The sequence below is a fragment of the Paenibacillus sp. JCM 18996 genome (genome assembly GCF_055392555.1).
In genome coordinates this window covers 381,402-397,381 of the sequence record NZ_AP043884.1, presented here as the reverse complement: position 1 = coordinate 397,381, position 15,980 = coordinate 381,402, and the positions used below count along the sequence as shown (strand labels likewise).

General features: G+C 50.8%; 14 protein-coding genes. All 14 read right to left on the bottom strand.

From position 1 onward, the window contains the following. Position 1 precedes the first annotated feature (1 nt). A complete protein-coding gene (locus ACZ5N7_RS01925; RefSeq protein WP_464656903.1) occupies positions 2-1,153 on the bottom strand; it encodes an iron-containing alcohol dehydrogenase in 1,152 nt (383 codons plus the stop codon). A 19-nt stretch (positions 1,154-1,172) separates the two neighbouring features. Next, on the bottom strand, positions 1,173-2,768 hold the full coding sequence (locus tag ACZ5N7_RS01920; protein ID WP_464656901.1) for an acyl CoA:acetate/3-ketoacid CoA transferase: 1,596 nt from the start codon (positions 2,766-2,768) through the stop codon (positions 1,173-1,175). Between the two features lie 5 nt (positions 2,769-2,773). Then, complete coding sequence (locus ACZ5N7_RS01915; protein WP_464656899.1) at positions 2,774-3,238, bottom strand: MaoC/PaaZ C-terminal domain-containing protein; 465 nt, start codon at positions 3,236-3,238, stop codon at positions 2,774-2,776. A 26-nt stretch (positions 3,239-3,264) separates the two neighbouring features. Then, positions 3,265-3,975: an ABC transporter ATP-binding protein gene (locus tag ACZ5N7_RS01910; RefSeq protein WP_464656897.1), complete on the bottom strand. Its 711-nt coding sequence runs from the start codon at positions 3,973-3,975 to the stop codon at positions 3,265-3,267. Then, positions 3,968-4,702, bottom strand: coding sequence for an ABC transporter ATP-binding protein (locus ACZ5N7_RS01905; protein WP_464656895.1), 735 nt, complete (start codon positions 4,700-4,702; stop codon positions 3,968-3,970). Before ACZ5N7_RS01905 ends, ACZ5N7_RS01910 begins: the two co-directional genes overlap by 8 nt. Beyond that, entirely contained in the window at positions 4,703-5,803 is a 1,101-nt protein-coding gene (locus ACZ5N7_RS01900) for a branched-chain amino acid ABC transporter permease (protein ID WP_464656894.1), read from the bottom strand. It abuts the gene before it with no gap. A 1-nt stretch (position 5,804) separates the two neighbouring features. After that, positions 5,805-6,674, bottom strand: a complete 870-nt coding sequence (locus ACZ5N7_RS01895; RefSeq protein ID WP_464656892.1) for a branched-chain amino acid ABC transporter permease — start codon at positions 6,672-6,674, stop codon at positions 5,805-5,807. A gap of 73 nt (positions 6,675-6,747) precedes the next feature. Continuing rightward, complete coding sequence (locus ACZ5N7_RS01890) at positions 6,748-8,004, bottom strand: ABC transporter substrate-binding protein (RefSeq protein ID WP_464656890.1); 1,257 nt, start codon at positions 8,002-8,004, stop codon at positions 6,748-6,750. Continuing rightward, positions 7,988-9,622: an acyl CoA:acetate/3-ketoacid CoA transferase gene (locus tag ACZ5N7_RS01885; RefSeq protein ID WP_464656888.1), complete on the bottom strand. Its 1,635-nt coding sequence runs from the start codon at positions 9,620-9,622 to the stop codon at positions 7,988-7,990. The genes ACZ5N7_RS01890 and ACZ5N7_RS01885 overlap by 17 nt, the downstream gene beginning before the upstream one ends. Next, the gene (gene fabG / locus ACZ5N7_RS01880) at positions 9,619-10,359 is read right to left on the bottom strand and encodes a 3-oxoacyl-ACP reductase FabG (RefSeq protein ID WP_464656886.1); all 741 of its coding nucleotides are present in this window, start codon (positions 10,357-10,359) and stop codon (positions 9,619-9,621) included. Before fabG ends, ACZ5N7_RS01885 begins: the two co-directional genes overlap by 4 nt. Positions 10,360-10,385: 26 nt before the next feature. After that, positions 10,386-11,564: a thiolase family protein gene (locus ACZ5N7_RS01875; RefSeq protein WP_464656884.1), complete on the bottom strand. Its 1,179-nt coding sequence runs from the start codon at positions 11,562-11,564 to the stop codon at positions 10,386-10,388. A gap of 54 nt (positions 11,565-11,618) precedes the next feature. Beyond that, positions 11,619-12,623: a LacI family DNA-binding transcriptional regulator gene (locus tag ACZ5N7_RS01870; RefSeq protein ID WP_464656882.1), complete on the bottom strand. Its 1,005-nt coding sequence runs from the start codon at positions 12,621-12,623 to the stop codon at positions 11,619-11,621. Positions 12,624-13,409: 786 nt separating this feature from the next. Next, on the bottom strand, positions 13,410-14,381 hold the full coding sequence (locus tag ACZ5N7_RS01865; protein ID WP_464656880.1) for a 2-hydroxyacid dehydrogenase: 972 nt from the start codon (positions 14,379-14,381) through the stop codon (positions 13,410-13,412). 100 nt (positions 14,382-14,481) lie between these two features. Beyond that, positions 14,482-15,948, bottom strand: a complete 1,467-nt coding sequence (gucD, locus tag ACZ5N7_RS01860) for an alpha-ketoglutaric semialdehyde dehydrogenase GucD (protein ID WP_464656878.1) — start codon at positions 15,946-15,948, stop codon at positions 14,482-14,484. Positions 15,949-15,980 lie beyond the last annotated feature (32 nt).

Here is a 15,980-nt window from a genome sequence, read left to right as displayed (position 1 = left end):
TTCAATAAATTTGACGGTACAAAGCAGTGATATCCTCGATCCGTGTCATCCGCGGATTTACTTTGACGTTCCCGCTCTTCATGGCGTCTTCGGCCATGTCCGGAATGGCTCTTTCGTACTCTTCCTTATTGATTCCCAGCTCCGAGATCGACTTCGGAATTCCGATATCATGCGCAAGCTGTTTGACCAGGTCCACAGATTTGTAAGCTTTCTCGAGCGTATTTCCCGATACGGAAGGGTCCATTGCTTCGGCTATCCGGGCAAATTTATCGGGGCACGCAAGCAGATTGAATTCCATAATGACAGGAAGCAAGATGCCGTTAGCCACACCGTGGGCAATCCCAAAAAAGGCGCTCAGCGGATGGCTGATCGCATGGGCGTTGCCGAGCCGTGTATTGTTAAAAGCAAGTCCGGCGTTCAAACTGGCCAGCAGCATTTTCTCCCTGGCTTCCATGTTCTCCCCATGATAAACAGCCTGCCGCAGGTTTCCGCTAATCAGCTTCATCGCATCCAGGGCGAGAAGCTCCGAATAATGGAAGGCCGCAAGCGACGTATACGATTCGACCGCATGGACAAGCGCGTCGATACCTGTCGCTGCCGTAATTTTTGCCGGAGCCGTAACCGTAAGCTTCGGATCGACCACGGCCCATTTGGCCGCAACCCGTACCCCGCCAACTGTCAGCTTGTAATTTCGTTCCGTGTCCGTTATCACGGTAAAAGAAGTCACTTCGCTCCCAGTGCCGGAAGTAGTGGGAATGGCCAAAAGCGGGGTAACTGGCTTCGAAAAGGTGTCGATCCCCTCATACTGCACGATTGAGCCGCCATTCGCATGAATGACGCCAACGGCCTTAGCCACATCAATCGGGCTTCCGCCGCCTGCGCCGATAATGAGATCCGCGTTCAGATTGCGGCATATCTCCACTGCTTTATCCACTGTCCGAACGGACGGATTAGGCTCGACTTCGTCAAAAACTTCATAATTCACCTTGGACAATTGGTTTGTAACCGCATGGATCACTCCGGAGTTCACGATGCCTTTATCGGTAATGACCAATACATTTGCAGCCCCGTTGTCGGCCACAAGCTCGGAAACCTTCTCAACAGCGCCAATTCCCCATATAATTTCCGTCACATTCTTGATAACAGATAACATCGGCCCGCCAGCTCCCCCTCTATTTGCTTACAATCGAAATGGGTGTATGAAAAAATTCATTGGCTATCCCCATCGGCCCGTCCCGGAAAATTCTCGAATCCATTGTTTTCAAGTCGCCGCATATGACAGGTTCAAAGTCCATCAAGCGCAAAATATCCTGTTCCAGGTCGATTCCGGGTGCGATTTCGGTGAGCACCAAACCTTCCTTTCTCAGTTCAAATACGGCCCTCTCCGTAACAAAAATGACCGGCTGGCCCTTGTGCCTCGCATAGCGGCCGCTGAAGGTAATCTGGTTCACCCGGTTCAGAAACTTCTTCGCTTTCCCTTCCGTCACAATCCGCAGACGCCCGTTTTCGATCTCCGCTTCCAGCCCGCCCGCAGTAAAGGCTGCGCAGTAAACCACTTTTTTGGCCGGGTGCGTAATATCGATAAATCCGCCGCAGCCAACCGTCTTCGTGCCGAATTTACTGACGTTCACATTGCCTTCTTGATCCGCCTCGGCAAGCCCCATAAATGTGACGTCAACTCCGCTGCCGTTGTAGTAGTCAAACTGGCAGCCATGCTCGATGATGGCTTCCGCGTTTTTGGTAATGCCGAAATCGATGCCCCCTTGGGGGATCCCTCCGATGACCCCGGATTCGATCGTTAAGGTGATCGCCTGGTTTATCCCCTCTTCGTTCGCGATCGGGCCCACCACATCCCCGGGGATGCCCGTCCCCAAATTCACCACCGCCTCCGGGAACAGCTCCATCACCGCGCGGCGTCCAATGACCTTGCGGATGCTGAGAGGCAGCGGTTTGCTTGCGGATTCAGGGATCCTGGCATCACCGGAGAACACCGGATCGAAAAAGTAAGAAGCAGACTGCCGATGCTCTTCCTCCGCATTTTCCGCCACAATGATTCCGTCCACATAAATACCCGGAATGACAACTTGTTTCGGATGCAAGGTACCCTTTTCCGCCAAATATTTGACCTGCACGAACACTTTGCCGCCATTCGCCTTTGCCGCTTGGGCCATAGAGATGGCCTCCAGCTTGACGGCCTCCTCCTCCATCGTCACGTTCCCTTTTTCATCTGCCGTTGTACCCCGGATGACCGCTACATCCACCGGTTGGCTTTTATAAAACAGATACTCTTCGCCATGCAGCTGCAAAACTTCGACAATATCCCCGCTTTGCCTCGCGCGCTCGTTAATCTTGCCGCCCTCCACTCGTGGATCGATAAACGTACCAAGGCCGACTTTGGAGAAGTTGCCCGGTTTGCCTGACGCCATGGCGCGAAAAAGATGCACAAGCTGCCCCTGCGGAAGACAGTAAGCTTCCACTTCATTGCTGTGGATAAGCTCGCCCCACCTCGGAGCCAGCCCCCAGTGCGACCCGATGATCCGCTTGATCAGCCCCGGGCGGGCCAGACGCTGGATGCCGTTTATCCTGTCGCTTTGGCCGGCTCCGTGAAGCAGTGTCAAATTCCGCGGGTAGCCGGTTTCAAGGAAGCTGCGCTCGATTTCATTCAAAATCGTCCCGCAGGCTCCCATTAAAGTAAATCCTACGGTGGCGAGCGTCGCTCCTTCTTTTAAATACGGAAGTACATCCTTTGCCTTTACCGCTTTATGCATAGCCCTCACCACCCCTGCTGAACCGTTTTTCTTTTTACCATGATGGTTTGAATCCCTTCTTGTGTGACCGTACCGTCCTGATTGACCAATTGCACAAAAAAATGAATGATTCCGCGATCCGGCTTGCTTTTGCTTTCTATTTTCTCCTGTACCGAAACCATCCCGTGCACCGTATCCCCGAAAAAAATAGGGGCGGTGAATTTCCATTTATCTACGTTAAGCAAGGCAATTCCGGTGCCGTCAAACAATCCCAGGCGAAACATGAGACCATGACAGATAGACAATCCCAACAAGCCTTGGGCGAGCCGCTTGCCGAACGGGCTGTTCCTCGCAAACTCTTCGCTCGTATGCAGTTCATTCATATCCCCCGACATAGCGGAAAAATAAACGACATCCGTTTCCGTGACAGTGCGCGAAGGAGTGCGAAAGCTTTGTCCCACTTCATATTCATCGAAAAAAATTCCTGGCATCTGAACCGGACTCTCCTTCCATCACTTTAATGAAAGCCTAGATACGCGGCCTTAACTTCGGGATCCATCATTAACTCATTGCTCGAACCCGAAATGTTAATCGATCCGTTCTCCAGCACGTAGCCCCGATCGGCAATCGATAACGCGACAGGCACGTTCTGCTCGACGACCAGCATAGCCATATCTGTAGTTTTGTGAATTTCTCCAAGCTTTTCATACATCTGTTCCACAATAATGGGCGCAAGGCCTGACGAAGGCTCATCCAAAATAAGCAGCTTGGGCTTGAGCATTAATCCGCGGGCTACAGCCACCATTTGCTGCTCCCCGCCGGACATCGTTCCCGCCAGCTGGTCTTTTCGTTCCGCAAGACGCGGGAATAAGCTGAAGACATATTCGAGGCTCTCTTTGCGGTGGGCTTTGGCCTGCTTCCCGTAGGAACCCAGAACCAAATTATCCAGCACTGTCATTTCCGTGAACACTCTGCGTCCTTCCGGTACATGAGCGACAGCCATGTTGGCAATTTCGTATGCATGCCTGCCGGCCAGACTGTTTCCATCAAATTGAATACTACCCTGATGCGGGGCCAGCAGACCGCATATAGTTTTGAGCAGCGTGGTCTTTCCCGCCCCATTGCTGCCTACAATGGCGACGCATTCACCGCGTTTTACATTCAATGTGATTCCCTGGAGAGCTTTAATCGCGCCGTAAGATACATGCAGATTTTCAACTTTAAGCATGCTGTGCAAACCCCTTCCCCAAATAAGCCTCCATTACGGCAGGATTGCTCATGACCTCTTTCGGCACTCCTTCCGCCAGCTTGGAACCGAAGTTCAAGACGACGACTCTGTCGGAGATGGCGTTGATTACTTTCATGACGTGCTCTATGACCACGAGCGTTATCCCTGCATCTTTGACCTTCCAAATCAATTGGATCGCCTCTTCCACTTCAATGGAGTTTAGTCCGGCCAAAGCTTCGTCGAGCAATAGCAAAACCGGCTTCGTGGCCAGACTCCTGGCGAATTCCAGTCTCCGCTGGTCAATGATGGACAATGTCCGCGCCACAGAGTGAGCCTTACTGCCCAGGCCGACAAAATCCACCATTTCCATCGCTTCCCGCTCGGCGGCACGGGTGTTCGAAGTGTTCAAAAAGGCGCCGACCATCACGTTCTGCAGCACACTCATTTCCCCGAATGGGCGTGTCACCTGAAAGGTGCGGCTGAGCCCTTTTTTGCAGATCTCGTTCGGAGACAGTCCGGTGATGTTCCTGCCGTTTAGCTGGACTTGCCCTGTGTCCGGAATGTAGACGCCGGTGATGAGGTTGAAGGTCGTGGATTTGCCCGCTCCGTTAGGTCCGATGACGCCGAGAATCTCGCCTTTGTTCACATGAAAAGTCAAATCGTTGACGGCGAGGAGACCGCGAAACCGCTTGGTTAACTTGTTCACCTGCAAAATCGGCTGGCTCATTTACCGGTCGCCTCCTTTTGTCGATTTTCCGCCGGGGAGAATAGCAAGAAGCTTATTGTACAGTCTTGTCAGCGGTCCGATTAATCCGTTCGGTAGAAGAATGACCACCACCACCAAAATAATGCCGTACAGGATATAATTGATTCCTTGAACGGAGCCGAATCCCAATAAGTCGGTTATGGAAATCGCGATCTCAATGAAAGGCTTCATAATAATGGCGCCGATCACGGGGCCCATCACAGTACCCAGTCCGCCGATGATGGATACCATGGCAAACTCCACGGACATCGGAACGTCAAACACCGCTTTGGGTTCAATAAAATACATGTACTGCGCATACAGTGTCCCGGCCAGAGACATGGTAAAAGCGCTGATCGCCAGCGCGATATGCTTCACACGCGGGCTATTCACACCGACAGCCATAGCCGCCTGATCGTCCTGCCCCATGGCTACCATATAGTAACCCAGCCGCGAACGCTCGATTTTTTTCACAAGAAAGAGCATTCCTACCAGGAACGCGAGAAAAATATAAAAATAAGGCAGTTTATCGGAAAACTGGAGCATCAGGAAGGAGTCTGCAAAAGGAACCGAGATGCCTTCCGCCCCGCCGGTGAAGCCCCGGAATTTCGTAACCAGCAATAGAGCGACCTGAGAGAACACAATCGTAGCGATCGCAAAGTAATGTCCTCTTAATCTCATCAGACTCATTCCCATCACATAACCGACAATAACGGAAAAGATCCCTCCGACAAACATCCCGATCCATGGACTTATATGCAGCTTGGTCAGCAGCAGCGTTGAAGTGTAGGCGCCAATCCCGAAGAAGAGAGCGTGCCCGATGGAAACCTGCCTGGCGTATCCGCCAAAAATATTCCACGAAATTCCGGCAATCGAAAACAGCAGAATCATGTTGAGGATATTTTGGTAATATTCGTTCACGGCAAGCGGGGCCAAAGCGAATAAAGTCAGTGCGAAGACAGGCACATACACCTTGGGCTCAGTAAGAGAAAAAGCACCCAAACCGGCCGACTCGGCGAGCTTCACCGTCCCGCCTGGTTTCACCGGCATCGCATCATTTAACTGTTTTTGTTGGACATTCATATCAGGCCGCTCCCTTTGAAGAAAATAACCCGTTAGGCTTGATGATCAGTACAATAAGGAAAAGGATAAACGCTGCCAGAAGCCCGGAGTTTGCGCTAATATACTGGACGCCGAACGATTCGGCGACACCCAGGATCAGGCCGCCGACAAAAGCGCCCTTTAAATTCCCGAGCCCGCCAAGAATGACAACAATGTAGGCCATAAGTCCAAAGTGCGCCCCGGCGAGCGGCTGCACATACTGGAAAGTGGCTATCGCGGTACCCGCTGCGCCCGTGAGCGCCGCCGAGATGCCTGCTGCAATCAAAAAGATCCGGTTCGTATTTATGCCCATCAGCATTGCGGTTTCCCGGTCCAATCTGGCCGCCTTCATCGCTTTGCCCAAATCCGTCCTGGAAAGGAACAGGAACAGAAGCGCAGCGAGCACGATCGACAGGACGAAAGCTGCCAGCATATTCACCGGAATTACCAACTGCCCAAGCTTCAATACTTTTTCTCTCCAGCCAAAATTGATTGAACGCGTCGTGGATCCGAATACCATCAAGGCACCATTTTGCAGAACCAGCTGCATTCCTACGGTCAAAAATATTTGCGTCAGCGGAGGCGCTTTCATAATATGGGCGAATAAATATTTTTGGATGATTACCCCGACCAGGAACATTGCGGGAACAGATACCAATAACGTGATGAGCGGATCCATTCCGCTGAACACCCAGGCCCAGTAGGAAGTGTACATTCCCAGCATGACAAACTCGCCATGGGCAAAATTTACAATATCGACCACTCCGAACAGCAAGGTTAAACCGATACTGATCAGAGCGTAAATCCCGCCGATTAAAAGTCCGTTAATCAGCACCTGCAGGAATAAATCCATGACTTCACCGCCTATTGTTAGTTCGGATTGTAATAGGGAGCGGAGAAACTCCACTCCCGTTGCCAGCTTTCGGTTACTTGAATTCCGCCTTGGCGTCTTCCTTCGGGTACACGGTTTTAGGTATGCCGTCCTGCCACTGAATCATGACCGGATGCACATTCTTGTTCCAGCCGGTTTGGTCGAATTCAATATTGCCGCCAGGCATGATATTTCCCTTATCTCCTTCTTTTAATTGAAGGGAAGCCAATGCGTCACGGATTTTCTGAGGCTCCGCCGATGCGGCTTTTTCAATCGCCTGTGCGATCACCCATGTCGCCGAATAGGCTTCGCCGGAATGTTCAGTGATGAACTCGCCGTTCTTTTCCTTATAACGCTTGGCCACATCCTCGATCCCCGGCTTGTTCACGTCCAGGTTCCAGGAGGCCACGGATACTACCCCTTCCGCGTTTTTGCCTAATTCATTGTAAAACTCAGGCATCAAATACCCGGCTCCGCCGCCCACTGTCGTAATATTGACGCCAAGCTGCTTGATCGTCTTTTGAATCAGGATCGCGTCCTGCAGGTAGGATACCGGGAACAAAATTTCCGCTCCGGTTGATTTGATCTTATTTACAAGAGGGGAAGCGTCTGCGAAGTTGGCCTGGTACGGCTCGGAAAGCACAACATCAAGCCCGAGTTCCTTCGCGGTCTTGATCAGTCCTTCGGAAGTGGAAGTGCCGTAGCTGGTTTCCTCGAATACAATCGCCACTTTTGGCTTTTTGCCCAGCCTCTCCACAAGGTATTTCTTGGCGAATTCTACCTGGGTACGTCCGAACATAGAACCTTTGGGGGAGACCTGGAACAAGTACTTCATTCCACGGGAGGTTAAATTGTCTGAAATTGAAGCGGTTACAAAAGGAATTTTAGCTCTCTCGGCCACCTCGGATGTAACAAGGGACAGCGAGCTGTTGTAGTCTCCGGTTATAGCCGACACCTTTTTGTTCTGGATCAGACGCTCCGTTGCGGATTTCGCCGTTTCCGGCTTGTCGCTTGGATCAACGATTTCCAGTTTGATTTTGGCGCCGCCAAGCGATTTGATGCCTCCTGCGGCATTGATGTCATCAGCCGCCAATTGAACCGCTTTCAAAGCTGCGCCGCCCAGACGCGCCAAGCTGGCCGACGTAGGATAAAGAACGCCTACCACCACTTCATCCACTTTACTGCTTTTTCCTCCGGCCGTTTTCTCGCCTGCTCCCTGCTTGGCCGAACCTTTATCGCTGCATGCCGTGAGGCTGAGTGCCAGCACTCCGGAAAGCGCGGCCGCCGTAAATTTGTTAGCCCAACCTTTCATTTAGAACCCTCCCTGAATTGTGATCTATTTGATTTTTATTAGATTGGGACTCAAGATGCATAAGGCCCAAATAATAAATGCGTTCATCCATCAGCTTGAGATTGGGAGAAACCGCCGGAACGAATTCCATCTGCTCAAGCACATCCCTCTTCAAGTCGATCCCCGGTGCGATCTCAATTAATTCCAGGCCTTTATGCGTCAACTGCAGGACCGCTCTTTCCGTTACAAAAAGAACCGGTTGGTTACGCTCTGCCGCGAATTTTCCATTGAACGTTATCTGCTGGACGTTGCCGACAAATTTTTTAAATCTGCCCTCCTGCCTGATCCGCAACCTGCCGTTTTCAACCGCTATTTCGAGTCCGCCGGAGGTGAAGGTCGAGCAAAAAATCACTTTTTTGGCGGTTTGGGTAATATCGATAAAGCCTCCGCAGCCCGGGGCGCGATGCCCGAACTTGCTTACATTGACATTTCCTTCACAGTCGATTTCGGCGGCTCCCATAAAAGTGGCGTCCACTCCGCAGCCATTGTAATAGTCAAATTGGTACGCATTGTCGATGATCGCCTCGGCATTCCTGGTTACCCCGAAATCCCCGCCTCCGACTGCAATACCGCCTATGGCTCCCACCTCGATCGACAGCGACACCTTGCCGTCCATTCTTTCCTCGCCAATGATGGGGCCAATCGCATCCCCCGGAATCCCCACGCCGAGGTTCACAGTATCCCCTGTGTTCATTTCCATTACCGCTCTTCTGCCAATCAGCTTCCTCATATCCAGGCCGGTCATTTCGCGGACAACGCTTTGAGGCTGTTTGATTTTTCCCAAAATATGCGGATCATAATACACCGACGAGGTCATTCGATGATTTTCCGCCGGATTCTCACATACGACGACTTCGTCGACGAAGATCCTTGGGACCGCTACATCCTTCGCCTGCAAGGAATTCCCCCGCACAATCCTCTTCACTTGAAAAATGACTCTGCCGCCGCATGCTTTCACAGCCTGGACAGCGGACATGACCTCCAATTTCGCGCATTCGTCCTCCATTGTGATATTGCCGTATTCATCAGCCGCAGTTCCTCTGCCTATATATAAATCGAAGGAGAGGCTCGGATAAAAGAGATAGTCCTTACCATTGAGTTGATGATACTGAACCGTTTCGAAACCGCTGTCAATAGCCTTCTGGTTCATCTTCCCCCCTTCCAGCCTGGGATCCACAAAGGTCGAAAGTCCGATGGTGGAGAGAACTCCCGGCTTCCCGGAAGCGGCTGCCTTGTACATGGAGAGGATCTGGCCCATCGGAAGGCAGAAAGCTTCGACTTTATTCTGCTTTATTAAATTTTCCAGTTTGGGCGACAGCCCCCAGTGGGTTCCTATAATTCTCTTTAACAGCGGAACATGGGCAAAATGCTCCATCCCGCGCACAGTGTCGCTTTGGCCGGCTGAATGCACGAAAGTCAGATCTCTGGGCGTACCGGTTTCGAGAAAGCGCTCTTCGATTTTTTGATAAATTTCCTCCGCCACGCCGACCAAACTAAAGCCGGTTGTCAGCAGACTTGTGTTATCCTTTATGCTGGCCGCCACTTCCGATGCGGTAGAAATTTTTACCTTTTGAGTCAAAGCACCATGCCACCTCCAACATTGATCACTTCGCCGGTGATATAGGAAGCGGAATCCGATGCCAGGAAAGCGATCAGGTTGGCCACATCCTCGGGATCGCCGGCTCGGCCCATAGGAATTTTGGAAACCATCAAATCCCATACTTTTTCAGGCACTCCGCGCGTCATATCGGTATCGATAAATCCCGGACAAATGGCGTTTACGGTCACGTTATATTTTGCCAGCTCCCGGGCCGCCGTCTTCGTCAAACCGACAACGCCGGCTTTGGACGCCGCATAGTTTGCCTGCCCGATATTGCCCAGCCAGCTGGCCGAGGAAATGTTGATAATCCGTCCGCCTTTTTGTTCTCTCATTTTTATACTGGCAGGCTGCATCGTATTGAAAGTACCCGTCAGATTCACGCTGAGAACGTCATCCCACTGCTGGCGCTCCATTTTGTGCAGCATACCATCCCGATTGATTCCGGCGTTATTGACAAGAATGTCCAGCCTGCCGCGTTTTTCGGCGGTTTGTTCAATTAAGCTGCGGGCCGCATCGGTGTCGGCGACATTAAGGACGAAATAGTCGGCATCCAATCCTTTCTCTCGCAGTTCGTTCACCGTTGCGGCAGCGATTTCTTCACTGATATCGCAAATGGTTACCCCGGCACCGAGTTCGGCAAGCTTCGTCGCGATCGCTTTTCCTATTCCTCTGCCGGAACCCGTTACAATGGCTGACTTCCCGGATAAATTGATCATTGCGTTCATTCCTTCACTGGTTTGATTTAAGCCCTTTCAAAAATCGTCGCGATCCCTTGCCCGCCGCCAATGCACATTGTAACAACCCCGTATTTGGAAGCACGTCTCTCCATCTCGGCCAATAGCTTCACCGTAAGGATACAGCCTGTTGCTCCAATCGGGTGCCCCAACGCGATGGCGCCGCCGTTCACATTGACTTTGAGCGGGTCGATATCCAGATCCTTGATTACAGCCACCGACTGAGAAGCAAACGCCTCGTTAAGCTCCATCAAATCGATATCGTTCAAAGTAAGACCGGCTTTCTGCAGCACTTTCTTCACTGCCGGCGCAGGCGCGAAGCCCATAATTTCAGGGTCCACGCCAGCCACCGCCTGTTCACGCACATAGGCCAGCGGCTTTAAGCCTAACTCCCGTGCCTTGTCGGCGCTCATCACGACGACGGCTGCGGCGGCATCATTGATCCCGGATGAATTTCCCGCCGTCACCGTGCCTCCATCTTGAAAAGCCGGCTTGAGAGCCGCCAGCTTCTCTAAAGTGGTTCCTCTCCTCGGATGTTCATCGGTGTCAAACACAATCGTTTCGCCTCTGCGCTGCGGAATTTCAACCGGAACGATTTCGTACTTAAACTTTCCGCCGTCTATCGCTGCAATCGCTTTGTTCTGGCTTTCAAAGGCGAATCGGTCCTGTTCTTCCCGGGTTACGTTAAAGCGCTTACTAACGGTTTCTGCCGTAATGCCCATGGGATAATTGCCAAACGGGTCGGTAAGGGCGGTCAACAGTCCGTCTTCCAATTGGGAATGTCCGTATCTGTAGCCATATCGCGCTTTCCGGACGTAGTACGGAAGTTGATCCATATTTTCCGTGCCCGCGGCCACAATAATATCCGCTTCTCCGGCACGAATGGCTTGAGCGGCATTATTGATCGCCTGCAGGCCGGACCCGCATAAGCGGTTCACGCTGTAGGCATTGCTGTGGCTGGGCAATCCGGCTCGGAGCGCGCACATCCTGGCGATAAAAGCGCTTTCAGCAATCTGTCCGACACATCCGACGATGACATCCTCAACCAATTCCGGGGCAACCGCGGCTCGGTTTACGGCCTCCTTTATGGCGATTGCGCCCAAATCCGCCGCATGAATATCCTTCAACGCGCCGCCAAAAGTGCCTATCGCGGTACGAGCCGCGCCTGCGATCACAACATCCTTCATCCTTGTTCCCTCCACAAAGTTTAATTCGCTTTTTACAGTCTGCGACAGACCGGTTCAGGTTGGACTGCCGCAGCTTTCGCGTACTACCAGCGACGGAGTTAATATAATTTGCTTATGCTGGTCCTCATTGTTGTCCTCGATCATTTGCAAAAGAAACTCCATCGCATGCTTTCCCATCTCATAAGTGGGGTGTGAAATGGTAGACAAAGGCACGATAAAATTTTCCGAAAACGGGTTGTTATCGTTTCCCATCACGGCGATTTCATCAGGCACCCGGACACCGGACTCCCTTAACGCCTTGATCGCGCCGAACGCCACGAGGTCACTCGCAGCGCAAATCGCATCCGGCAGCTCCTTCACTCGGCTCAACAGCTGCCGCACAAGCGCATAACCGGATTCCTGGGAATAATCCCCGTGGAAAACTAACGAATCGTCGATCGTCAGCCCGTTTTGGTTCATTCCGCTGACGAAGCCTTCCCATCTTTCCTTCGCTGTGGAAATACGTTGATCCCCGGCAAAGTAGGCTATCCTCTTATGTCCCAGCGAAGCTAAATGCTTGACCGCCAGCTCGGTTGTAAGCGGATTGTTGATGCCGACGTAATTTTTATCGTAAGCAGGAGGCTTCCGGTTAAGCAGCACATATTTTAAACCGGTCTTTTCCACCTGCAGTAAATCCTCTTGATTCGAAATATTGGCTAAAAGCAGCCCATCCACCCGCTTCTCGACCATTAGGTCCAAATAATTGAGAAAGCGCCGATGTTCGTCTGAAGTATTGCAGAGAATAAGGCTGAAGTTATTTTTAATGGCGGCATCGTCCATACCTTTGACCATCGACGGATAGTACGGATTTAAAATATCTGTCATAATCAATCCCAAAGTATGGGTACTTTTCATTTTGAGGCTTCTCGCCACCGCATTGGGCCGGTAATTCAATTCCTCAATCGCTTTCCGGACCCGTTCAGTGAGCTCCGGGCTGACATAAGCGGATTTATTGATCACAGCCGATACTGTGGCGATGGAAGTGCCGGCTCTCTTGGAGATATCCTTCATCGTTACCATAGCTGACTCCTCCGTGAAACGCTTAGCTAAACGTTTAGCTGTAACGGCTAAAAAAATCGATCAGAAGCATCGAAAAGTAAAGTTTCCTCAAAAAGCAACCTGTGATTCTAATCGAAATTTCTTCAGCGAAACGTTTAGTTGTGCTTTGTTGTTAATTATAAAAAACAATTTCTTAATTAGCAACAATTTTTTCTAATCTTCAGAAATCTCTTCACTCACATCTGCAAGCTGTGCCTGGCTTGGCTTTTTTTAATACGATCGAAATTTTTGATAATTGGCTTATCCCCGGCATTTAGTTATTTATACAGGCAAGAATGCTGTTTTGAGATCATATCCTTAGGTAAAACAAAAGGAAGGGATGATTTACTTGTCTTATAGTTACAGCCATCCGCATCATCATCACTATCCTCACTACCCGTATTATCCTTATTATCCGTATTATCCTTATTATCCGTATCCTTATTATCCGTACTATCCGTATTACCCTCCTTACTATCCATACCCACCTTACTACGGCGGCTATCCTTATTCTCCATATCCTTACGGCGGAGCATCTCAATATGGCGCACAGCATCAAAGCGGACAACGGGAGCAATAGCAATTCTTTAAAGGAGATTGGGCTCTAAATCCGGTCTCCTTTTCTTTTTTTGACAAGTTTAAGTTTGAAAAAAGGTATACCTGTGAGCGCATCAAAAGCTGCCTCTACCCAATATCTCCGTGATGCTCTCATCAAAAGCTGCGTCTGCGCCTATGATTTGAAACGCTTACTTAATACTTATTTCATCTCTAACGTTTTAATTCTTCTACCAGATTAGGGGGAACCTCATCTTTGACAGCCTTCACTAAATTTTGCGCCGCGAGCATGGCCATATCAAATCGTGTCTTCTCCGTAGCAGACCCGATATGCGGGAGGGCCACAACGTTAGGCAGCTTTAAAAGAGGGTTATTCGGTTCCACAGGTTCGTGCTCGAAAACATCGAGACCGGCTCCGCCAATGTCCCCTTTTTTCAATGCGTCAATGAGTGCCTCCTCATCCACCGTTTGACCCCGGGAAGCATTGATAAAGATCGCTGTTTTTTTCATCAGCGCCAGTTCCTCTCGGCCAATTAAATGGACGGTTTCCGCTGTCAATGGGGTCATCAGCACGACAAAATCAGACTCCTGAAGGAGATCCTGCAAGGTTCGGTACTTCACACCCAGGCTTTGCTCTGCCGCCATTTTTCTTGTCCGGTTAAAGTAAGCGACATCCATACTAAAGCCAAATTTTGCGCGCCTTGCTACCGCCTCCCCGATCCTTCCCATGCCGATAATGCCGAGTCTAGTATGATGAACATCCATGCCAAACAGGTGATTGTCGCTTCCCGTCTGCCACTTTCCATCCTTCACATAACGGTCGAGCTCCGGTATCCTTCTTGCTGCAGCCAAGATCAGTCCAAAGACGAGATCCGCCACTGTTTCATCCAATACGGCAGGAGTATTCGTCCCGATAACCCCTCTGGCCTTCATGGCGGCTATGTCGAAATTATTGTAGCCAACAGACACATTGCTGACGATTTTTAACTTGGGCGCAAGATCTAAAAGTTCTTGATCGATTTTACCGCCAGAGATTAAAAGTCCATCCACATCTGAAAGTTCTGCCAACAACTGACTGCGAGGAATCGCTTCTTCCGAATCCCATTTTCGGTAATCACAATGCTCTCCTATGTAGTCTTCCACTTCCTTTGGAATTGGCTTTGCCAGGAAAACTTTAGGTTTCATCCTGAATTTGTCTCCTTTGCGCATAACAGGTTTTTGAAAAGCCATTATCCAAAGGAGAGGCAATGACCCTTCCTTTGGACAACAGAAGCAGGTGATCCGGTTATGCTTTTATAAACACAGTCTTGATCGAAGTGAAGAATTCGATGGCCGCCTGTCCCTGTTCGCGAGAATGGGAGCTCGATTGCTTCATCCCGCCGAATGGCGCTTGCAGTTCCACACCGGCGGATTCGGCATTAACGCGCACGAGGCCTGCGTCCATTTCATTGATAAAGGAAAGCATATGGCCGATATTCCGCGTAAAAATGGATGCGCTGAGTCCGTATTTTACATCGTTGGCTACGGCTAAGGCTTCCTCAAACGAATCGACCTTGATCAGTGCCAGCACAGGGCCGAAAATCTCTTCCTGGGCAATGGCCATATGAGGCTTCACGTCTTCAAACACTGTAGGGTTAACATAAAATCCATGTTCCAACCCGTCGCGCTGAGGTCTGTCCCCGCCATAAAGCAGTGTCGCTCCTTCGCTTCGTCCCTTTTCGATATAAGAGAGCACCGTGTTCAACTGGTTCTCACTCGCACATGGCCCCATCCATGTATCTCCGCCCAGTCCATCGCCCACTGTCAACGATTTCACTTTCGCCAGCAATTTTTGTTTAAATTGTTCATATACCTCGCTTTGCACAATGACACGGCTTGTAGCTGTGCATTTCTGGCCCGTTGAACGAAGGCCCCCGTTGATCGTTGCCTCCACAGCCAGATCCAGATCGGCGTCGGCCGCTACGATGACCGGATTTTTCCCTCCCATTTCAAGCTGGTACTTGGCTCCGCGGGCGAGAGCGCCCTGTCCGACCTGCTTGCCTACCGTATCGGATCCGGTAAACGTGATTCCGTTGATGCCCGGATGGTCTATAATGCCTTGGCCGATTACAGAGCCGTTGCCTGTTACCATATTGACCACGCCTGCAGGGAGTCCCGCCTCATTCATACATTCCACTACTTTTGCAGCGGTGACAGCCGTATCCTGTGCAGGTTTGAAAACGACGGTGTTCCCGTAAATGAGGGCAGGAGCCATTTTCCAGACGGGAATCGCGACAGGGAAGTTCCAGGGAGTAATGACGCCAACCACTCCGAGCGGGGCGCGGGCTGTAAACATCAGCGCTTCACTGTCGGAAGAAGGAATGACATCTCCCGTTTTACGCAGCCCTTCCCCCGCATAATACCGCAGAATAGCTACGCCCCGGGCGGTCTCTCCTTTCGATTCGGCGAAGGTTTTACCCATTTCCCTAGTCATCGACTCGGCAATTTCATCGAGACGCTTTTCCAGGACATTTGCGATTTTATACAGATACTCTCCTCTGGCAGCGCCGGACAATTTTTTCCACTGCATGTGGGCTTTTTTCGCGGCTGCAACCGCATGGTCCAGGTCTTCCTTGCCCGATTTCTGTATATAGCCGACAATTTCATTTTTGTTCGCCGGATTGATGCTGGCGTCCACTTTACCCGTTGAGGCAGCCATCCATTCTCCATTGATATAGTTCAAATAGGTTTTTACCGCTGTAGTTTGGTTCATCGTTTATCCGCTCCTTTTTCTGTAAGTTTTGA